The sequence below is a fragment of the Cryobacterium sp. TMT2-14 genome, from assembly GCF_004402465.1.
Taxonomy (GTDB): Bacteria; Actinomycetota; Actinomycetes; order Actinomycetales; family Microbacteriaceae; genus Cryobacterium; species Cryobacterium sandaracinum.
The window spans coordinates 1-21022 of the sequence record NZ_SOFV01000011.1 but is presented as its reverse complement, the minus strand read 5'-3'; the positions used below and the strand labels follow the sequence as shown (position 1 = coordinate 21022).

The window sequence follows — 21022 nt, the reverse complement described above, 5'->3', positions numbered from 1 at the left end:
GTCGACGCGCAAGTCGACGCGGGGTTCGACGCGGGATTCGACGCCAACGGTGGGCTCAGGTGGCCACCGCTGGCCGGCGCCATCTCGATTCCCGGCGCCGTCGCCCCGTGGCGGGCGCGGGCACCGGCAGCAGCTCCGTGCGCACGAAGCGACGGATGCTGGTGCGCGCCGGGGACTTCGGCGCGGCATCCCGCAGCGTGCGCCCGGCGACGATGGCCGCATCCGTGGACACCTGGTCCTGCGGCACCAGGATCGGCGACTCGATGCCGCCGAACCGGCGGAGCGCCGATACGACCTGCCCGTTCGCATCCAGCCCGACCGCGCCCCGGCGCACCCGGTTCATGACCACGCTGACCTGATCGGTCGTGACCACCTCGGCCAGGTCCACCCAGGCGCGCAGGAACCGGGCCATCCCGACCGGGTCGGCGAGGCCGCAGGCGACGACGTGGTCAGCCAGTCCGAGACCCGTCAGGGTGGCCGCGTTGCGGCGCGGGGCGAACAGGTCACTGGAGATCTCCTCGTCGCTCTCAAGGCTGAACCCAGTGTCGAGCACGACGTAGTCGACCCAGATACGGAGCGCGTTGATGGTGCGCGTCACCCGCTCGGTGGAGAGCTCGGGCCAGCGCGACGGCCGCCCGATGCCGGTGAGCACCCAGAAGGCTCCCTGCGGTGAGTTGTAGCGCTGCGCGATGCGCTCAAATTCGGACCGGGTGAAGCTGTCCGAGCCGGCCAGGCGGCACGCAGCGGCGAAGCCCGGCGCCTCGTCGAGCATCCCCAGGCTCGGCGCCACCGAACCGCTGTAGGTGTCGATGTCCGCCAGGGCGACGGTATGCCCGGCAGCGGCGATCTCCGCCGCGATGTTGATCGCCAGAGTGGTGCGCCCCGGGGCGCCGGCCGGCCCCCAGACGGCGATGACCGTGCCCTGCCGTTTTGTGCCGGGCAAGCCCGCCGGATCGCCGACCCGCAGCGGAATGGCGACCCCGGCGCCGATCAGCGCCTCAGTCTCGGCCCAGTCGGCGGCGGCGTCGACCACGTCGAAGAGGCCGAGCCCGGCCGCATTGCGTCGGTCCTGGTCGTTGGCGGCGAGCGCGATCACCCGGGCGCCGTGGGCGTCGCAGGCGGTGATCAGCTCGGCCGTGAGCGTGCTGCGGCCGGCTCCGACGATCACCACCTCGGGCGCGCGCTGCCGCAGGGCGAGGATCACTTCGCCCGCAGTCGTCGAACGCGCCACGATCACATGGCCCTGCTCGATGATGTCGATCAGCAGACGGTCTTCGGTGTTCCGGTCGAGTGCCAGTGCGATGGTGGCCACGTTTACTTCTCCAGCGGTGCGTTGACGGGCACAACCGCGATGGCGTCGCGGTTCGCGATGGACTCCAGCACCGCCGCGACGGCTCCCTTCGGCACCAGGATCTCAAGTGTTCGGATGCCGCCTCCCGCCTCGAGCCCCGTGGGCTCGACCAGACGCACGACCGCGGCCTGGTCGACGAGCACCGTCGGCGGCCCGAACGTGTTCGGGTCCGTTTTGCGGGCGGACCAGACGTCGACCACGGAGCCGGGACCGATGTTCGAGGCCAGGGCGCTGGTCAGCTCAACGACCACGCTCGTGACCTCAGTGCCGGCGGTGCGCCCGACCGCGGACGCAGGCACGAGTTCCCCGGCGGCGATAGTGCGGGTGACGACCAGCCCGTCATCCGGCAGCCCGTCGGGGGTCACGTACAGGTCTCCCGTTACACCAAGCCGCACCTGCGTGGCCACGAGGTCGGATGCCTCCACTCGGTCCCCGACGGCGAGCGCCGAGCGCGCGGTGAACACGGCCGTGGACCGGTCGGCGGCGGAGACGATCAGATAGACGCCTCCGACGGCGGCGACCACGAGCGCCAGCCCGATCGCGAATCGCGGATCGAACCAGAATTTCGGTCGTGCGTTCCTGGCGGTCTTGCTCACGGGCGCCTGCCTCCCCAATACTGACTCAATTGGTGCTGACTCGATGGAGCCGGATCGATGGTGCCGACTCAATAGTTTCGACTCGAAACTCCGTTTGACCCGGGAATCCGCCTCGACGTCCATCGTGGTCGTCTTCGCCCCCACGCGGGAAAGTTATCCACAGCCTCACTCCGCCCCGATTAGGGCCCGCCCGCCGACGGATAATCGATCCATGAACGATTCCGGGGCTGCTTCCAGTGTGGGCCGGTTCCTCACCCTGGCCGACACCGCGGAGATCCTCTCGTTGACGGTGGCCGAGGTGCTGGAGCTGGTGCGCACCGGTGAGCTGCCGGCCATCCGGCTCGGCACCCAGAGCACCCCGGCGGGCGGCGCAGGCACGATCGGGGCCGGCAGCGCGGGCGTGTGGCGGGTCGAACGGATCGTGCTCGAGTCTTTCATCGAGGCCAAGTACGAAGAGGCCCGGCGCATGTCGCTGTGGCAGCAGTCGGACTTCGGGAACATCCCCGAGCTGTCCGGCGGCACGATCATCCGTCCCGACGACTGACCCGGCTAGATTGATGCATCCTCGTCGTGTGGTTGTGCCGCTCCCGGAGGGTCAGGGCTGACCGCACGGGGGCACGCTGCTCATCCAGGCGGACCGCTGTCCCCGGCGTTGAACCAATTCGACGGAGATTCTTGGTCAAACAACCGTTCTCGGGCCCAAACGGGCTGTTCAGACTCAAATCTCCGTCGAATTCGTTCGGACGAGTTGCTGCGGGCTGTGAACGCGAAAGGCACGGCGGCTCAGCGCGGACGGTTGGCGCAGACGGTTGGCGCAGAGCGTTGGCGCAGAGCGTTGGCGCAGAGCGTTGGCGCAGAGGATTAGGCCAGAGGGTTAGGCCAGAGGGTTAGGCCAGAGGGTTAGGCCAGAGGGTTAGGCCAGAGGGTTAAGCCAGAGGGTTAGGCCAGAGGGTTAGGCCAGAGGGTTAGGCCAGAGGGTTAGGCCAGAGGGTTAGGCCAGAGGGTTAGGCCAGAGGGTTTGGCCAGAGGGTTTGGCCAGAGGGTTAGGGCAGCCGTACGAGCTGGATCTCGCCTACCGGCACGATGCGGTACTGGTGCACCTCCGCTTCGCGGCGCAGGGTACCCGGCGCGTGCAGGGCCAGGTCGATGTGGTCCCGGCCCACCCGGTCGATGGTGCCGGGGAGCACACCCGCACGGGTGTGCACCTCCAAGTTGGAGCGCCGTCGGCAGAGGTCTCGCAACACGAACGCCAGGCCGATGCGGTCCACGACCCGGGCTGCGGATTCGGGCTCGGTGCCGAGCGATCCGGGGATCTCCCCCCGGCGCAGGACGACCCCGGCCACGGCGGCCAGCGGGAGCACGCACTGGGAACCGGCGGAGACGGAGTCCAGCAGGTCACCCGCCAGCCAATCCCGCCCGAATGTGGTCGGCCGCACGGCGATCGTCTCCCCCGTCGCGAGCACGATCCGCAGCACACCCGCACCGGGGACCGACCCGGTCCAGGGCTCTGATCCTTTCCGGGGATCTGCGGCGACGGCGGGAGTGCGCGCGAGGTTGGTCAATCGGTTACGCAGAGACAGCCGACCCAGCCGCAACCGTTCTTCTTCGGCGCGCAGGTCGATCTCCTCGGCGTGCAACTCGTGTTCGAGCTGCCCCTCGAGGTCGTCGAAAAGGTTGTCCCAGCGCACAGTCCCGAAGTTAGCCCGCACGACCAACATCCTGCCCGGGTTATCCACAGGTCTTAAAAGCACTCGACACCACCGTCCCCGGCTGATTGAGTGTCGAGCACGGCCCGTACCCCCCGCGTGGGGGTGCCTGACCCTCGCCAACACCTGCTCCACCGAATGTCTGCTCCATCGCACGCCGGATCCACCCGAACCCTTTGAACCACCCGATTGCCACGGCAGGTGTGCCGCCGGCAGCGGACTCACGCACCTCGGAGGAGTCATGAGCGATCCAGCCAACACCCCGGCACGCCAACCCCGGTCAAGGGACAACAAGTTCGTCCAGGACGACTTCTTCGGCCACCAACCGAGCAGCAGGGACCAGCTGCCAGACCCGGAGCCACTGCTGATCAACCTCACCCGCTGCGTGATCGAGGTGCTTGCCGGCGCCCGAGAGCTCGACCAGCTCGCCCGGTGGGTCAGCGACGACGTTTACCGGCACCTGCTGAAACGGGTGGTGCTCTCGGCACGGGCGCGCGCCGTCAAGGGGCAGAAGGCCCAGCGGCCCGCGTTCACGATCGGGCGGGTCACGATTTCCGAGCCGCGAGACGGCGTGATCGAGGCCGTCGTGATGGTGCACAGTAAGGTTCGCGTTCGCGCCGTGGCCCTGCGCCTGGAAGGGATGGACCAACGCTGGCGGGCCAGCGCTATCAACGTGTTGTGACAACCGGCTCCGCGGGAGAAATGAGCCCTCGCCCCGGGGGCGCGCTCCAAGGGGATTGTTCCCACTGCCGAGGTAGGCGCGCAGTGAAGCGCGACGCGACTCGAACGTGTGTGACCGCTGCGGACCAGTGCGGGACCAGCGCGGAGGTCCGGCCCGGCGGGTCGATTCTCCCATGCTGGCCACAAGACCCGCCGGATGCGCGGCGGCGCTCGAGCGGTTCGGATCCCCGTCGAACTCCGCCGCGCAGCCCGAACGAATTCGACGGAGATTTCGCCGGAATCGACTCTAAAAACTCCGAAAAGGCAGTTTCATCCGAGAATCTCCGTCGAATTCGCTTACCGGACGCGGAGCCCCGCCGTGATGAACGGCATCCACGCGGTGCGGGCGGCTCTGGGCCCCGGGAGCGCCTCCATCGTTCGATGAAGGCGCACGGACCTGACCGGGCTACTTCTTGCCCTGAGCGCGCCGTTCGGAGCGATTGACCGGAACGGGCTTCGAGTCGTCGCCGCGCTGGCCGAACGCGCCGCGCTGGGGCGGTCCGGCCACCACGTCCGTCTCCGCCTCATCGGCGGGAGCCGCGGCGCTCGCCCGGCGGGCACGGTCGGTAGCGGCCTGCTGGATCTGTCCGCGCTGGTTGCGTACTTCGACTCCGCCCGAATCGCTCGGGGCGGTGTAGCTGAGCTTCTCACCCGCGGCCGCGGCCGGGGCGAGTCCCTTGGCGGCGACGATGGGACCGGCGACGGCGCCGGGGGCCTGGCTGACCTCGACCTCGAGGTTGAACAGGAAACCGACGGTCTCCTCGCGAATCTGGCCCATCATCTGCTGGAACATGACGAAGCCCTCGCGCTGGTACTCCACCAGGGGGTCGCGCTGGGCCATGGCGCGCAGGCCGATGCCGTCCTTCAGATAGTCCATCTCGTAAAGGTGCTCGCGCCAGCGGCGGTCGATGACCGACAAGACGACGCGGCGCTCGAGTTCACGCATCGCCGGTGAACCCAGCGACTCTTCTCGGTGCAGGTAAGCGACCTTGGCATCCGAGAGAATCTCACGGCGCATGAAGTCGCGGTTGATCTTGCCGCGGTTGCCGGCCTCGGCAACGACCTCGTCAATGGTCAGTCCCACCGGGTACAGCGTCTTGAGCTCGGTCCACAGGGCATCGAAGTCCCAGTCGTCGCCGTTGCCTTCGCCTGTGTGCACCTCGAGGACCTCGTCGACGACGTCTTCCAGGAAGCGCTGCGTGCGCTCATGGAGGTCGTCGCCCTCCAGGATGTGCCGGCGGTCGCCGTAAATCGCCTCGCGCTGACGGTTCAGAACGTCGTCATACTTGAGCACGTTCTTGCGGATCTCGGCGTTGCGGCCCTCGACCTGCGCCTGCGCGCTACGGATGGCTCGACTGACGACCTTGGATTCGATCGCCATGTCGTCGGGAATCCCCTGGCGGCCCATCAGGCTCTCGGCTGCGCCGGCGTTGAAGAGGCGCATCAGGTCGTCGGTCAGCGACAGGTAGAAGCGGCTCTCGCCCGGGTCACCCTGGCGTCCGCTGCGACCGCGCAGCTGGTTGTCGATGCGGCGCGACTCGTGCCGTTCGGTGCCGAGCACGTACAGGCCGCCGGCGTCGACGACCTTCGCAGCTTCCACGGCGACCTCGGCCTTGACGGCGTCGAACACGTCGTCCCAAGCGGTCTCGTAGTCCTCGGGGGTTTCGACCGGGCTCAGGCCTTTCGCGTTCATCTGGGCGACGGCGAGGAACTCGGCGTTGCCGCCGAGCATGACGTCTGTGCCTCGACCGGCCATGTTGGTGGCGACGGTCACCGAGCCCAGACGTCCGGCCTGCGCGACGATCGCGGCCTCCCGGGCATGGTTCTTGGCGTTGAGCACCTCGTGCCGCACGCCTTTCTTGGCGAGCAAGCGCGACAGGTATTCGCTCTTCTCGACGCTCGTCGTGCCGACCAGGACCGGCTGCCCCTTCTCGTGCCGGGCGACGATATCCTCGACGACCTGGCCGAACTTGGCCTCTTCGTTCTTGTAGATCAGGTCTGACTGGTCGATGCGCTTCATCGGCTTGTTCGTGGGGATGGACACCACGCCGAGCTTGTACGTGCTCATGAACTCGGCCGCCTCGGTCTCCGCGGTACCGGTCATGCCGGACAGCTTCGAGTAGAGCCGGAAGTAGTTCTGCAGGGTGACCGTCGCCAGGGTCTGGTTCTCCGCCTTGACCGCGACGCCCTCCTTGGCCTCGATCGCCTGGTGGATACCCTCGTTGTAGCGACGGCCCATCAGGATGCGCCCGGTGTGCTCATCGACGATCAGCACCTCGCCGTTCATCACGACGTAGTCCTTGTCTTTCTTGAACAGGGCGTTGGCCTTGATCGCATTGTTCAGGAAGGAGATCAGCGGGGTGTTCGCGGACTCGTAGAGGTTGTCGATGCCGAGGTAGTCCTCGACCTTTTCGATGCCGGGTTCCAGCACGCCCACGGTGCGCTTCTTCTCGTCGACCTCGAAGTCGACGTCGGGGATGAGCTTGGTCGACAGGCTCGCGAACTCGGTGAACCAACGGTTGGCCTCGCCGGAGGCAGGACCGGAGATGATCAGGGGCGTGCGCGCCTCGTCGATCAGGATCGAGTCGACCTCATCGACGATGGCGAAGTAGTGCCCGCGCTGCACCATGTCGGAGGACTGCCAGGCCATGTTGTCGCGCAGGTAGTCGAACCCGAACTCGTTGTTCGTGCCGTAGGTGATGTCGGCCAGGTACTGCTCGTGGCGCTGGGCCGGCGTCTGGCCGGACAGGATGCAGCCGGTGGTCATGCCGAGGGCACGGAACACGCGACCCATCAGCTCGCTCTGGTAGCTGGCGAGGTAATCGTTGACCGTGATGATGTGCACGCCGCGGCTGGTGATGGCGTTCAGGTAGGCCGCCGTCGTGGCCACGAGGGTCTTGCCCTCACCGGTCTTCATTTCGGAGATGTTGCCGAGGTGCAGGGCCGCCCCGCCCATCAGCTGCACATCAAAGTGGCGCAGTCCCAGGGTGCGGGTCGAGGCTTCACGCACGGCGGCGAACGCCTCGGGCAGTAAGTCGTCCAGCGACTCACCGCCCGAGTAGCGCTCACGCAGCACCACGGTCTCGTTCTTCAACTCCTCATCGGTGAGGTGGCTGAAGTCATCTTCCAACGCATTGGTGGCCTTCGCATACTGCTCGAGACGGCGCAGCAGACGCCCTTCACCAACACGAAGTACTTTTTCCAGAATTGAGGCCACGAATGCACTCCACTAGTCGTCACGGCGTGTGCACACGCCTGTCGTCGTTGCCGCACGCTCACAACGTCCGGCATGCGGCAACTATAACAAGGCTGGATGGTCAGTTGCTGCGCTCCCGAGAGGGCGGCACGACCTCCCCGGCCTCATCGGCGTTCTCGTCCAGTTCGATCACGCCGTAGTCCCAGCCCTTGCGACGGTAGACGACGCTCGGACGCTTGGTTACGGCATCCTGGAACAGGTAGAAGTCGTGGCCGACGAGTTCCATGAAGTAGAGGGCGTCGTCGACGGTCATCGGTGCGGCCGCGAAAACCTTGCGGCGGATGACGACGGGGTTGTAGACGTCGTCCGGTTCTTCGGTTGCCGGCGTCTCCGCGTTCACGACGGGGATTGCTCCAGTGCGCACCCGCTCGAGCACCTCGGCGTCGGCCGGCTTGATGTCGACCACGCTGAAATCGACGGATGCCGCGTCGTGCAACGAGATGGGACGGTGGGCCCCGCCGCGGTGCAGCTTCTGGCGGTCCTTGGCACGGCGCACCCGTTCGAGCAAGCGCCCCAGGGCGACGTCGAACGCCGCGTACTTGTCGGAGCCGTCGGCTTCGGCTCGAACAATCGGCCCCTTGCCGATCAGGGTCAGTTCGACCCGGTCGTTGCCCGTGGCACCGTTCTTCTCCCGGTGGCGACTCAGCTTGATCTCGAGAGCCAGCGCCTTATCGGCAAGACCGGCGACCTTCTCGGCCTTCTCGGTGGCATACTCGCGGAAACGATCAGTGATCCCTAGGTTTCGTCCAACGATGTTAATTTCCATGACGACCTCCAGATCTGGCGAACCGCCCGTATCTGGGCGATTATTACGCGCCTTCACGACCCACCGTAGCCGTGCGCGCCGGATAAGTCACAGCCTTTTGTCAATCTGTTTTCGATGTACTTTCGGCAACGGGGAAACGACGCCGTGTTTCCGCCAGAGTGGCCACGCCGACGACCTCGCCGCCCGCAGCGAGCAGGGCACGTCGCACCTCGAGCACGGTTGCCCCAGTGGTCAGGATGTCGTCGACGACCAGGATACGGAGGCCGGACAGCGACCGGTTCGCGACCAGCGAACCCGTTCGATTCCGGCCTCGCTCTGCGCTGCCCAGTCCGACCTGGTCCTGCGTCTCGCCCACGGTACGGAGCAACCGAGTCGGCCGGAGCCCCGAGTGACGGAGCAGCAGCTCCACCGGGTGATAGCCACGGATGCGCCACGCCTGCTGTGACGAGGGGACGGTCACGAGGTGCACCCCGACACCCTCCGGTATCGTGGCCAGCGCCGCAGCCACGGCGACCCGGAGCGGACCGGCCAGCGCGCCGGCGGCATCCGTTCGGCCACCGTCCTTGAACGCTCCCAGGACCCGCCTGGCCACGCCGGAGTAGTCCAAAGCGGACCACACCAGGACACCCGATCGTTCGGAGCTGTGCGCCCGCGGTGCCAGGGCTGCCCGGCAGACCCCGCACAGGGCCCGGTCGGGCATGCCGCAGCCGCTGCACTCGGTGGGCATCAGAACTGCCCACGCGTCGAGGGCAGCCCGGGAGAGGCCGGCTGGAGGGCGCATCCCGCCATCGTGGGGCCAGGCCCGGCCGGCCCGGGCGCGGGGCTCGAACCGGTGCAGAACCGGCTTCCGCACGATCGGTGGAGGGGCTACCCGCCGATGCCCTGCTGGGTGGCCAGGAGGGTGACACCGCCGAGTCGTTCCTGCCAGCCGGCACCGCGCTGCACCAGGAGACCGCCCGTGGACGAGAGCGCACGCAGGTCGCGCAGGTTGTTGCTGCCGACCATGGTGACGCTGTCCGGCGCGGACTCGAGGCGCGTGGTGAGTCCACCCAGCTGCAAGGCCACGATCCGTCCCTCACCGCTGGGGAGGCGGGTCAGGCAGGCCACGGTGAGTCCGTCGATCCAGGCCGCGTCCACGGCCGTGCCTCCCGGCGCGGCCAGAAGCACCGCGTCGCCCAGCGCGACCGGGGTGCTCTTGTCCCGGGTGATGGCGCTGACGACAAATCGGCTGTCATTGCCCGACTGGAGCAGGGCGATCAGCCGAGTGCCGTCCCGCGACACGCGCAACGACTGGATCGCCGAGACTTCCGGCCACGGTGTAGGGACGGCGGTCGCTTCGCCGTTCGGGCCGTACACGAACAGTTCACCGGGGCGGGCGGCGGGCACCGACCAGACGAAGCCGTAATTGTCGATGGCAGGCGCGATCAGCCCCTGGCGGGGATCGAGCTGCACCGGGTCGTCACCGACCCTGACGCCGTACACTCCCGCTCCCGTCAGCACCGCGGCCGCGGTCTGACCGGGCGAGAGGGTGACGGAGGTCGGGTCCAGGGCGACGATCGAGCCGGACAATCCGGCGATCGGGCTGATCGAGGAACCGCTTGCCGCCAGGAATCCGAATTCGCCCTCGCGCAGGATCAGCGCCCGGGCGTCGACGCGGGAATTCGCGGTCGGGGCGTTCGCACTCAACTCGGCGATGTCCTGCAGGTTGCGGTTGACGGTGATGGTGGCGGACAGCCCGGGCGGAAGGCTGTTGGACAGTTGGGCCTTCATTCGCTGCAGGGTGACCCGGTCGGCGTTCAGCGCTTCGCTGTTGAGGTCGACCTTGGCGTCCCTGGCGATGACCTGCACGGCATCGGCGGTGAGCTTGGTGCCGTCGGGGAACGCCGTCACGACGGCTCCGGTGAACCAGGGGCTCGGGCCGTCGAGCAGTCCGTTGACGATCTTCGTCAGAGTAGCCCCACTGCGCGGGTACCAGCGCAGATCGGGCACCAGGTAGCTAAAGCCCGGGTCGAAGAAGTAGAGCGCCTGGGCGGTGAAGACATCTTGAAAGATATTCCGATCGACGACCGTGCCGTTCGGGGCCGCGCCGATGCGCCACTGGCCGCCGACCTGCACGAACTGGTAGCGCAACGCCACCGCGGTGGGCGACTCGACCTCGCGGTACTCGCCGCGCTCATCCACCTCGGCGACCGGATTCACCGAGAACTGCATCTGACCCTCGCCGACGGAGACGATGCTGCGCCCGGTGGCGTCGTCGATGGTCACCCCGGAGTCGGGCTCCCAGGAGCTGCTGTAGTTCGGAGCCAGGAACTCCCGCGCTATCGCGTAGTCGTTGTCGGGGCTCGTCGCCGCGTCGATGAAGCCGCGCAGGATCGCCTCGGGGGTGGCGTCCTTCTGCGGTCGCGAGGGCAGGAACACGGGTGCCGGGGTGGCGCCGGGCTGCACGGTCTGCCCCGCGCGCACGCCTCCGTCGCGCGGGATTCCCGCGCATCCGGTCAGGGCCACCGCGAGCGCGACCAGGCCAGCGAACATCCGGGTTCGACTACGCATAGTGCCCTCCCGTTTCTCCGGCGGCCGTGCCGCCGCCTGCATCGGCCGGGGGCAGCGGGCTCGGCGAGCTCGACAGCGTTCCGTTCGCGCTGCGCGGCAGGGTCAGCCGGAAGCACGACCCCTCCCCCGGGTGCGACCAGACCTGCAGCCAGCCGCCGTGCACGACGGCGTCTTCGAGGGAGATCGACAGGCCGAGGCCGGTGCCGCCGATGGTGCGCTTGCGCGACGGGTCGGCCCGCCAGAACCGGTCGAAAACGTGGGCCATCTCGGCCTGGCTCATACCCATGCCGTAGTCGCGCACCGACAGGGCCACCGCGCTCTCGTTGCTGTCGACGGACACGATGATCGGCTTGCCCTCTCCGTGCTCGATGGCATTGCCGATCAGGTTGTGCATGATGCGGCGGATGCGGCGGGGATCGACGTCCGCGTCGAGGTGCCCGCCCGGTGCCACCAGGGTCAGCACCGTGCCCTTGGAGTCGCCGAGCGAGCGCAACCCTTCGATGGCGTCCTCGGCCAGGTGCACCAGGTTCGTGGGCTCAGTCTCCAGCTGCACCGACCCGGCGTCGTATTTGCTGATCTCGAGCAGGTCGCTCAGCAGCAGCTCGAAGCGCTCGACCTGCGTGTGCAGGAGCTCGGCCGTGCGTTCGACCGCCGGCGGGAACGTGGCACGGTGGTCATAGAGAACGTCGCCGGCCAACCGGATCGTCGTCAGCGGGGTGCGCAGCTCGTGCGAGACGTCCGACACGAAGCGCTGCTGCACCTCGGACAGGTCGGCGAGTTCCTTGATCTGGCTCTGCAGGCTGTCCGCCATGCCGTTGAAGGAACGGGCCAGCGTCGCGATGACGTCTTCACCTTTTTCCGGGATGCGCACGCCGAGGTCACCGGAGGCCAGCCGCGCGCTGGTGGCCGCGGCCACGCGGATCGGGGTGACCACGAAGCGCACTACAATCCAGGTCACGCCACCGATCAGCAGGATCAGCACCAGGCCGGCGATGCCGAGGGTTCGCTGCACGAAAGCCAGGGTTGCCTCGGCGTCGGCCAGGCTGTACCCGATGTACAGCTCGTACCGGCCGGCGACCGGCACGGTGAGCTGGGAACCGACGACGATGCCGGGAACCAGCGCGCCGTCATCCGTCGCAAGCGTCACCGACTGCCAAAACTGCTCCCCGGCTTTCTCCTGCACCTGGAGGCGGAGAGCGGGCGTGATCACGCCGGTCGAATCACCGAATGACGAGGAGTCCTGCGGCGCCACAGTGGAGGCGTCCTGCCCGGGAGACCGGAAGATGGCGATCATCTGGGACGAGGATGCCGCGGTAATCAGGGTGCGGGCGGAGCCCACCAGGGTCTGCACCTCCACCCGGTCCGCGGCGTCGGAGGCGTCGAAGATGCCCTGGGCGGCGGTCGTGGCCCGGTTCGAGTCGACGAGCACCTGGTTCAGTCTTGATTGAAACAGGTCGTTGCCCACACTCGCGGAGATGTAGACCCCGACCACCATGATGGCCATCCCGGACAGCGCCACCGTGATGGTCACCGTGCGGAACTGCAGCGAGGAACGCCACAGTCCGCCGATCCTGGCCGGCCAGTCCCGCCAGTCCCGCCAGTCCCGCCACACGCTGCGGTCGTTACCGGTGCCACCGAACACGAGGAACCTAGCCGGCCGCGCCGGCCCGATAGCCGACCCCGCGCACCGTCATGACGATGCGCGGGTTGTCCGGGTCGTCTTCGACCTTGGCGCGCAAACGCTGCACGTGCACGTTGACGAGGCGGGTGTCCGCCTTGTAGTGGTAGCCCCAGACCTGCTCCAGGAGCATTTCCCGGGTAAAGACCTGCTGGGGCTTGGACGCAAGTGCCAGCAGCAGGTCGAATTCGAGCGGGGTGAGGTTGATCTGCCGCGAACCGCGCCGCACCTCGTGCCCGGCGGCATCGACGACCAGGTCCCCGATCTGCAGGTTGGCGGGGGTCTCCGATGAAATCGGGCGCAGGCGCGTGCGGATCCGGGCGACCAGTTCCTTCGGGTTGAACGGCTTGACCATGTAATCGTCAGCGCCGGACTCGAGGCCCTTCACGACATCCGTCGTGTCGGTTCGCGCGGTCAGCATGATGATGGGCGTGCCGGATTCGGCGCGGATCAGGCTGCAGACCTCGATGCCGTCGAGGCCGGGCAGCATCAGGTCCAGCAGGACCAGATCGGGCTTGACGGCGCGAAAGACCTCCAGGGCCAGGGAGCCGTCGGCGCAGAAGACCGGCTCGAAGCTCTCCGCGTGCAGCACTATGCCGATCATCTCGGCCAGCGCGGTGTCGTCGTCTACGACCAGAATGCGTGCGTTCATCAAACCGTTTTCCACTCAGTCACCCAAAATACCCCGGTGAGTCATGCAATCACTGGCTCAAGAGTAGTCGACGGCGCCGCAGGAAAGCTCAACGCGCTCATTCCACACCGAGGTATGCCAGCATAGGTTTCGTGACCGACCCGCAGAACTGGCACTCCCCGACCGATGACGGGCGCAGCATCCCGGTCGGCGACGAGCAAAAACCGCCCCTCGCGCCCGCCGGTTTTGTGCCCCCGGCAAAACCGACCGCTGCTCCCGGCGCGAATACGCCGCCGGTCTGGGGTCCCCCACCGACCTGGACGCCCCCACCCAGACCGGGACTGATCCCTCTGCGCCCGCTGGGTTTCGGAACCCTGCTGTGGGCGCCGTTCCAGGTTCTGCGTCGCAACCCGAAGGCGACCTTCGGCAGCGCGCTGCTCGTTCAGGCGGGCGTCGCCCTGATCGCCGTCGTCATCGTGGGTCTGGTCTCCTACTTCGCGCTCGCACGGGTGGAGAACTCTCCACTCGAGGACCGCGACGCGCTCGAGGCCGGCGCGACCCTCAGCATTGTGCTCTCGGCCATCGTGCCGCTGGCTCTGGCGGTGGTCGCATCCGCTCTGTTGCAGGGCGTCATCGTGATCGAGGTGGCCCGGGCCACGCTCGGAGAGAAGCTGCGGCTGGGCGCCCTGTGGCGCGCCGTGCTGCCGCGCCTCTGGCCGCTGGTGCTCTGGACCCTGATGCTGAGTTCGGCCCTGATCGCGGCCATCGCCCTCGTGGCCGGACTGGTGGTGTTCTTCGTCTCCCTCGGCGGAGCGGGCGTGGGTCTGGCGGTGGTCACCGGCATCCTCGGTACGGTCGCCCTTCTCGTGCTCGGCATCTGGCTGTTCACGAAGACCTCGCTCGTGCCGAGCATGATCGTGTTGGAACGGCTCGGCATCCGGGCGGCGGTGGGGCGGTCCTGGTCGCTGACCCGCGGCTACTTCTGGCGCACGTTCGGCGTGCAGTTCTTGGTGGCGACGGTCGTGAACGTCGTCTCCCAGATTGTGACGACGCCGCTGTCGCTCCTGTTCGGTGCCGCCATCTCCGTGGTCGACCCGAACGCCGCCTTCGATGCGTACCTCCCGTCAGTGATCCTGTACGTTCTGACCATCCTCATCGGCCTGGTGCTCGGCGCCGTAGCAGCCGTGGTGCAGTCGGCCGCGACCGCCCTGATCTACATCGATCTGCGGATGCGCAAGGAGGGCCTCGACCTCGAGCTGGCCCGATTCGTCGAATCGGCCGCCGGCGCCGGTGTAGACCCCTACCGGTCGAAGCCGGCACACGCCTCGGAGACTGCCTGAGCATGATCGCAGGGTCGCACATCCACACGGTGATCCGGGCGGCGATACCGGTCGATCCCGGCGCGCCCGAAGCGCGGAAGTGGCTGCGGGAAGAGCTGGCCAAGGCTCCGTACGAGGCCGCCAAGCCCACCTGGTTCGACCGGTTCTCGACATCGATTCTGGACTGGTTCGCCTCCCTCACCGCGCCCTCGGCCGACGGTTTCGCCGCCTGGGTGCCCCTGCTCCTGACCGTGGCCGTGGTGGTCCTGGTCGTCGCCGCCCTCCTCATTTTCGGCCTGCCCCGGCTCAACCGGCGCAGCCGGCTCGCGTCCGACCTCTTCGGCGTCGACGACCGTCGCGGCGCCGCCGACCTGCGTCGTGCCGCGCTGGCCGCCGCCTCCCACCGGGACTGGAATCTGGCGAGTGCCGAGATGTTCCGGGCGCTGGCGCGCGGACTGTCCGAGCGCACCATCCTGATCGTGACGCCGGGCACCACCGCGCACTCCTTCGCGGCGCGGGCCGCCGAGGCCTTTCCCGGCGAACGGGTGCGACTGAGCGAGGCGGCCGAGCTCTTCGACGGGGTGCGCTACCTGGGGGTCGACGGCACCGAGCAGCGCTTCCTGGCCCTGGCGGCGCTCGAGAGCGACCTGCGGGCCGCCCGGCCGCCGCACCTCGAGGACCCAGCCCCGACGAAGCAGCCATGAGTCTTCTCATCGAAACGGCCTCACAGTCGGCCGAAAACGCCGTCTCCTCCACACCAACCCTGCGCGAAGCCGGACGCCGGGCGCGGTACTGGCTGCTCGCCGGCGTCAGCGCACTGATCGTCGCCGTCGTCAGCACCGTCCTCGCTGCGGGCGGCGGCGTGGGCGGTAAGCCCCTCGAGGCCGACAGCGCGGCCCCAGCCGGCGCGCGGGCGCTCGTCGAGGTACTCCGCCGACAGGGTGTCAACGTCACCGCCGCCGACACCCTCGCGGAGGCGCGGAGCCTGGCCGGCGCCGCCGCCAACCCCACCGTGTTCTTCTTCGACGAGAGCGGCTACCTCACCGACGACCAGCTGAGCGCGATGTCCGCCCTGGCCCCGCGCACGGTGGTGGCCTCCCCCGATTTCCTGGCGCTGCAGACGCTGATCCCCTCGGTGGGCTTCGGCGGCGTGTCCCAGACCGCGGTGTCCCGTGCCGCCTGCACGGTCGCGGCCGCGGTCAAGGCCGACAAGCTCTCCCCCGGCGGCTCCACACTCACGATCCCGGCCGACGACGCCGAGCTGAGCGGATGCTTCACCTCGGGAGAGAACGCCTTCGCCCTGGTCGAACAGGCAACCGCCGACCGGACCCTCACCCTGCTCGCCGACGGCACCCTGTTCAGCAACGAGAAGATCGGCCAGGCCGGCAATGCCGCTCTCGCACTCAACCTGCTGGGCGCGGGGGACGACCTCGTCTGGTACCTGCCAACGATCGCCGATGTGCCGGGAACCGGAACGCCGTCGCTCGGCGAACTGACGCCCGGTTGGGTTACCCCGACCCTGATCCTGCTGGTGCTGGTCACCGTGGCCGCGGCCGTCTGGCGTGGGCGGCGCTTCGGGCCTCTCGTCGCCGAGAACCTGCCGGTCACCGTGCGGGCCAGCGAGACGATGGAAGGACGGGCCCGGCTCTACGCGCGCAGCAACGCCCGTCTGCGCGCCCTCGACGCACTGCGGGTGGGCGCCGTGCAGCGCCTCGCCGGCCAGGTCGGGTTGTCGCGGCTGGCGAGCCTCGACGATGTGATCGCCATGGTGGCCACCGTGGTCGACCGGCCGCCGGCCGACGTTCGGACCGTGCTGGTGGACGCCGTTCCGGCATCCGACTCCGATCTCGTCGCCCTCTCCGACCGCATCCAGGAAATTGAGCGGGCCACGGCCCGCGCGACCACGCCCCTGCCACCCGGAAGAATGGACTCATGAGCACTCATACTCCTGTCGATACCCTGCGAGGCTCCCTCGCCCAAGTCCGCACCGAGGTCGGCAAGGCCGTCGTCGGACAGGACGGCGCGGTAACCGGGCTGATCATCGCGCTGCTCGCCCGCGGCCACGTGCTGCTCGAGGGTGTGCCGGGCGTCGCCAAGACCCTCCTGGTGCGGTCCCTGAGCCACTCGCTCAGCCTGGAGACGAAACGGGTGCAGTTCACGCCGGACCTGATGCCGGGCGACGTGACCGGCTCACTCGTCTACGACGCCCGGGTGGGCAACTTCGAGTTCCGCAAGGGCCCCGTCTTCACCAACATCCTGCTGGCCGACGAGATCAACCGCACCCCGCCGAAAACCCAGTCGGCCCTCCTTGAGGCGATGGAGGAACGCCAGGTCAGCGTCGACGGGCGCTCCCTCCCGCTACCGGACCCGTTCATCGTCGCGGCGACCATGAACCCGATCGAATATGAGGGCACCTACACGCTGCCCGAGGCCCAGCTCGACCGGTTCCTGCTCAAGCTCGTGCTCGACGTGCCGGAGCGCGACGCGGAATTCGAGGTGCTGCGGCGCCACGCCGAGGGCTTCAACCCCCGCGATCTGGCCGGTGCGGGCGTCACCGCGGTTCTCGGCGCGGAGGAGCTGAAGACGGCCCAGGCCGCCGTGGCATCCGTGGGCGCCAGTCCGGACGTTCTCGCCTACATCGTCGACCTGGCCCGCGCAACGAGAAGCAGCCCGTCGGTCAAGCTCGGCGTCAGCCCGCGCGGCACGACCGCGCTCCTCGCCGCGGCCAAGGCGTGGGCCTGGCTGAGCGGCTATGACTCGATCACCCCCGACCATGTGCAGTCGATGGTGCTGCCGGTCTGGCGGCACCGCGTGCAGCTGCGGCCGGAGGCGGAACTCGAGGGCGTGTCCGTGGACGCGATCCTGCGTGCCGTGCTCGCCCAGGTGCAGGTGCCGATCTAAGTGACGCTCACCGGTCGGTTCGTTGCCCTCCTCGCGCTCGGCGTCGTGCCGATCGTGATACTCGGGAGTACCCCGGGGATGGCGACGGCCGTGCTGGGACTATGGGTGCTCGCCCTGGTGGGTCTCGGCATCCTGGACCTGGGCCAGGCCGGATCGCCGCGGAAGATCGTGCTCTCCCGCAGCATGCCCTCCCGGGTGCGCCTGGGCGAAAGCGTGACGAGCGACCTGTACCTGACCAACACCGGGGGTCGACGACTGACCATGGTGGTGCGGGATGCCTGGCAGCCGTCAGCCGGGACGGGCAACAACCGCACGCCGCTGGTGCTGCCTCCTGGCGAACGACGGCTGGTGTCGCTGCGAATGACGCCCACCCGGCGCGGTGAACGCCGGGTGGACCAGGTCACGGTGCGCTCGTTCGGGCCGCTCGGGCTGTGGGCCCGTCAGGCCACCCTCCGGGCACCGGGCCAGATTCGGGTGCTCCCGCCCTTCAACTCGCGCAAGCACCTGCCGTCGCGCATGACCCGACTCAAGGAGCTCGACGGGCGCACCAGCCTGCTCGTGCGCGGCCAGGGCACCGAGTTCGACTCCATTCGCGAATACGTGCGCGGAGACGACGTACGCTCGATCGACTGGCGGGCCACGGCCCGGCACAACGACGTCATGGTGCGCACCTGGCGCCCCGAAAGGGACCGCCGGGTGGTCATCCTGATCGACAGCGGCCGCACCTCGGCCGCGCGCATCGACGACGAGCCGCGCCTCGACACGGCTTTCGAGGCGTCGCTGCTGCTCGCCGCGCTGGCGGCCGGGGCCGGCGACCACGTGGACTTCATCGCCTACGACCGTCGGGTGCGCGGCCGCGTGCAGGGTGCGCAGGGAGCGGAGCTCCTTTCGCGCATGGTCGACACCATGGCCCTGATCGAACCGGAGCTGATCGAGACTGACTGGTCGGCCGTTCCCGGGGAGGTGCGCGCGGTGACGAGCCGCCGGGCCTTGGTCGTACTGATCACGTCGATCGACGCGGCCGGAGCCTCGAGCGCCCTGCTGTCGGTGCTCCCCCAGTTGACCCGCAGAAACACCGTGATCGTCGCATCCGTCACCGACCCAACCACCCTGGAGGCCACGCGCCCGCGCGGCAACCGGGAGGAGATCTACCGGGCGGCGGCCGCCGAACGGGCACTGCTCGACGTGGCCAGGGTCTCGGCCGCCATCCGACGCCAGGGCGCCGAGGTCGTCACCGGCTCCCCCGCCGACCTGCCACCCGCACTGGCCGACCGCTATATCGCGCTCAAGGCCGCCGGCCGGCTCTAGGCGCTAGGCCGCGTAGATCCGAGTGCTGCCGGCCTCGAATTCGGCCAGGTCGCCGGTCTCACCCGCCCGCACGGCACGCCGGCCGAGCACGAGCATGTAGGCGAGGAAGGCGAGGAGGGCGGCCGCGCCGATCCCGATCTTCACCGGCCACGGCCACGGGGCCGGGGTGACGAAACCCTCGATCACCCCGGAGACGAAGAGCACGAAGACCAGACCGATGGCCACCGTCGAGAGGGCGCGGGCATCCTCGGCCAAAGCCTGCGCGCGAGTGCGGGCCCCCGGGGCGATCCAGGCCCAGAAGATGCGCAGTCCACCTGCCGCGGCCACGAAAATAGCGGTCAGTTCGAGCATGCCGTGCGGTGCAATGTACAGGAAGAACACGTCGCCCTTGCCGTAGGCGAACATGACTGCGGCCGTGATGCCGACGTTCTGCGCGTTCTGCAGCACGATGTAGGGCACGTAGACGCCGAGGATCCCAAAGGCGATGGCCTGGGCGGCGATCCACGCGTTATTGGTCCAGACCAAGCCGGTGAAGGATGCCGCGGGATTCTCCGAATAGTAGTTGACGAAATCCTCGTTGACGAGTTTCTGCAGCTCGGCGTCGGAGCCGACGGCGGCCAGGGCCTCAGGGTTGCCGGAGATCCAGAAACCGTAGAGGCCCGCGACCACAATCGTCACCACCGCCACGGCAAGGGTCAGCCACCGTAGGCGGTAGAGGGCGGCTGGCAACTGCAGCACGAAAAAGCTCGGGATCTGGGAAACAACGTTCGCGCTCGCCCCCGTGAACCGCAGCCTCGCCCGGGACAGCGCCACCGAGAGCCGGTCACCCTCCAGCGTCGAACCGGCGGTCGACTTGATCGCCGACAGCTGGGTCGCGCCGGACTGGTACCGCTCGATCAGCTCGTCTGCCTGCGCGCCGGAGAGCCGCCGCTGCGTACCGAGCTCAGCCAGGCGGTCCCACTCGGCGCGGTGCGCCGCTGAATATGCGTCAAGGTCCATCTGCTCTAATAGTAGACATGGAGCAGCCCGGCAAGGTGGCCGATCACGGCCAGTATTCGTGGAGCGAGCAGGAATTGGTCACCGGCGAGGCCGTTGCCCTCGATGTAAGGGCGGCCAGCATCATCCTGCGCGCCGCCGGAACGATCATCGATTATGTTGCCTACATCCTCCTCTTCCTGGGGGTGGCCTTTCTTGTGGCCGGCCTCACGGGCGTGGCAATCGACGACGCACTCGGACGGGCGCTCGGGATCGCAGGCCTGGTGGTCTGCCTGCTCATCGTGCCGATGGCCGTCGAAACGGCCAGCGGCGGACGGTCCCTGGGCAAGCTCGCCATCGGCGCCCGCATCGTTCGCGACGACGGCGGCGCGATCCAGCTGCGCCACGCGTTCATCCGCGCCCTGCTGGGCATCATCGAGATCTACTTGACGTTCGGCGGCATCGCCGCCACCACTGCGCTTCTGAACAGCAAGTCCAAACGCCTGGGCGACCTGCTGGCCGGCACGTACAGCCAGCACGAGCGGGTGCCCCGCCTCACTGATCGAACCGTCCCGCTGCCGCCCGTGCTCGAGGCCTGGGCGCAGACGGTCGACATTGTGCGGCTCCCCGATCGCCTGTCCCGCCGCATCGCGCAGTTTCTCCGCCAGGCCGACAAGCTGACTCCGGCTACGCGGCTGCGCCTCGCAGACAGTCTGTCCACCGAGGCCGCCCCGTTCGTGTCGCCGAAGCCGGAGGTCCCGGCGGAGGTCTTTCTGGCCGGGGTCGCCGCGGTGCGCCGAAGCCGGGAGTCCACGGCGCTGAAGCTCGAGCGGGAGCGTCTCGACCGTCTGCAGCCCATTCTGCATAGCCTCCCGCACGGTTTCCCCCAGCGGTAGGGCAACGGACCTCTCCCCGGCCGTTCCCGCGACGTATCCGACGAAGAATGTGGCGCTGCCGCCCGCGGGGCGCCCTCGCACCCGGGCCCGTGTGTGTGTGGCTAACTCAGGACATCTGTTGCCCGCAGTAGACGGCCGCCGCGGGTTAGTGCGGCATTGGTGCGGATGCCCGGCACGGCCCGGCTGGATCTCCTGAGTTGGCCACGACCGCTGCTGGATGTGCGCCGCGGGGTGGATGGGGCGGGGGCGTCGCTGTTGGTGGCCACCGGGCGGGGCGGTGGTGGTGGTTAACGCACAATGGCCACCCGTTGGGGTGGCCATTGTGTGTGTTGCTACGTTGAGTCCGGCGGTGTCCTACTCTCCCACAGG

At 68.5% G+C, this 21022-nt stretch carries 18 protein-coding genes; 8 read left to right on the top strand and 10 right to left on the bottom strand.

Annotated features, from left to right (window positions below):
* Nucleotides 1-55: 55 nt before the first annotated feature.
* The gene (locus E3O28_RS05120) at nt 56-1312 is read right to left on the bottom strand and encodes a regulator (protein ID WP_174721879.1); all 1257 of its coding nucleotides are present in this window, start codon (nt 1310-1312) and stop codon (nt 56-58) included.
* Between the two features lie 2 nt (nt 1313-1314).
* Entirely contained in the window at nt 1315-1947 is a 633-nt protein-coding gene (locus E3O28_RS05115; protein ID WP_134415353.1) for a hypothetical protein, read from the bottom strand.
* A gap of 211 nt (nt 1948-2158) precedes the next feature.
* Between E3O28_RS05115 and E3O28_RS05110 the strand changes: the two genes are divergently transcribed.
* Complete coding sequence (locus E3O28_RS05110; RefSeq protein ID WP_104099849.1) at nt 2159-2491, top strand: helix-turn-helix domain-containing protein; 333 nt, start codon at nt 2159-2161, stop codon at nt 2489-2491.
* 499 nt (nt 2492-2990) lie between these two features.
* On the opposite strand, the gene E3O28_RS05105 is transcribed toward E3O28_RS05110, so the two are convergent.
* Complete coding sequence (locus E3O28_RS05105; RefSeq protein WP_241973022.1) at nt 2991-3656, bottom strand: hypothetical protein; 666 nt, start codon at nt 3654-3656, stop codon at nt 2991-2993.
* A gap of 238 nt (nt 3657-3894) precedes the next feature.
* On the opposite strand from E3O28_RS05105, the gene E3O28_RS05100 reads away from it, so the two are divergent.
* Nucleotides 3895-4335 (top strand): Rv3235 family protein, encoded by a 441-nt coding sequence (locus E3O28_RS05100; RefSeq protein ID WP_233191219.1) that lies wholly within the window; start codon nt 3895-3897, stop codon nt 4333-4335.
* Nucleotides 4336-4779: 444 nt separating this feature from the next.
* Here E3O28_RS05100 and secA read toward each other — a convergent pair whose 3' ends face one another.
* The 6 genes from secA to mtrA all read right to left on the bottom strand — a co-directional run bounded on the left by secA (nt 4780) and on the right by mtrA (nt 13275).
* Nucleotides 4780-7590, bottom strand: coding sequence for a preprotein translocase subunit SecA (gene secA, locus E3O28_RS05095; protein WP_104099848.1), 2811 nt, complete (start codon nt 7588-7590; stop codon nt 4780-4782).
* Between the two features lie 100 nt (nt 7591-7690).
* Nucleotides 7691-8395 carry a ribosome-associated translation inhibitor RaiA gene (raiA, locus tag E3O28_RS05090; RefSeq protein WP_134401761.1) on the bottom strand — a complete coding sequence of 235 codons (705 nt, stop codon included), beginning with the start codon at nt 8393-8395 and terminating at the stop codon, nt 7691-7693.
* Between the two features lie 100 nt (nt 8396-8495).
* Nucleotides 8496-9176: a phosphoribosyltransferase family protein gene (locus E3O28_RS05085; RefSeq protein WP_134415352.1), complete on the bottom strand. Its 681-nt coding sequence runs from the start codon at nt 9174-9176 to the stop codon at nt 8496-8498.
* An 86-nt stretch (nt 9177-9262) separates the two neighbouring features.
* Entirely contained in the window at nt 9263-10945 is a 1683-nt protein-coding gene (locus E3O28_RS05080; protein WP_166784750.1) for an LpqB family beta-propeller domain-containing protein, read from the bottom strand.
* Nucleotides 10938-12587, bottom strand: coding sequence for an MtrAB system histidine kinase MtrB (mtrB, locus tag E3O28_RS05075; RefSeq protein WP_233191217.1), 1650 nt, complete (start codon nt 12585-12587; stop codon nt 10938-10940). The genes E3O28_RS05080 and mtrB overlap by 8 nt, the downstream gene beginning before the upstream one ends.
* A 7-nt stretch (nt 12588-12594) precedes the next feature.
* Entirely contained in the window at nt 12595-13275 is a 681-nt protein-coding gene (gene mtrA, locus E3O28_RS05070; protein ID WP_104099844.1) for an MtrAB system response regulator MtrA, read from the bottom strand.
* A 131-nt stretch (nt 13276-13406) separates the two neighbouring features.
* Here mtrA and E3O28_RS05065 point away from each other — a divergent pair, with 131 nt between their 5' ends.
* The 5 genes from E3O28_RS05065 to E3O28_RS05045 are packed head-to-tail and all read left to right on the top strand — an operon-like array spanning nt 13407 to nt 18782.
* The gene (locus E3O28_RS05065; RefSeq protein WP_134415350.1) at nt 13407-14594 is read left to right on the top strand and encodes a hypothetical protein; all 1188 of its coding nucleotides are present in this window, start codon (nt 13407-13409) and stop codon (nt 14592-14594) included.
* A 2-nt stretch (nt 14595-14596) separates the two neighbouring features.
* Nucleotides 14597-15277 carry a DUF4129 domain-containing protein gene (locus tag E3O28_RS05060; RefSeq protein ID WP_134415349.1) on the top strand — a complete coding sequence of 227 codons (681 nt, stop codon included), beginning with the start codon at nt 14597-14599 and terminating at the stop codon, nt 15275-15277.
* Nucleotides 15274-16509 carry a DUF4350 domain-containing protein gene (locus E3O28_RS05055; RefSeq protein ID WP_104099841.1) on the top strand — a complete coding sequence of 412 codons (1236 nt, stop codon included), beginning with the start codon at nt 15274-15276 and terminating at the stop codon, nt 16507-16509. Before E3O28_RS05060 ends, E3O28_RS05055 begins: the two co-directional genes overlap by 4 nt.
* Nucleotides 16506-17474 (top strand): MoxR family ATPase, encoded by a 969-nt coding sequence (locus E3O28_RS05050; protein WP_134415348.1) that lies wholly within the window; start codon nt 16506-16508, stop codon nt 17472-17474. Before E3O28_RS05055 ends, E3O28_RS05050 begins: the two co-directional genes overlap by 4 nt.
* On the top strand, nt 17475-18782 hold the full coding sequence (locus E3O28_RS05045) for a DUF58 domain-containing protein (protein ID WP_134415347.1): 1308 nt from the start codon (nt 17475-17477) through the stop codon (nt 18780-18782).
* 3 nt (nt 18783-18785) lie between these two features.
* Here E3O28_RS05045 and E3O28_RS05040 read toward each other — a convergent pair whose 3' ends face one another.
* The gene (locus tag E3O28_RS05040) at nt 18786-19781 is read right to left on the bottom strand and encodes a stage II sporulation protein M (protein WP_134373640.1); all 996 of its coding nucleotides are present in this window, start codon (nt 19779-19781) and stop codon (nt 18786-18788) included.
* A gap of 17 nt (nt 19782-19798) precedes the next feature.
* Here E3O28_RS05040 and E3O28_RS05035 point away from each other — a divergent pair, with 17 nt between their 5' ends.
* Nucleotides 19799-20653, top strand: coding sequence for an RDD family protein (locus E3O28_RS05035; protein ID WP_134343288.1), 855 nt, complete (start codon nt 19799-19801; stop codon nt 20651-20653).
* Nucleotides 20654-21022: the final 369 nt, after the last annotated feature.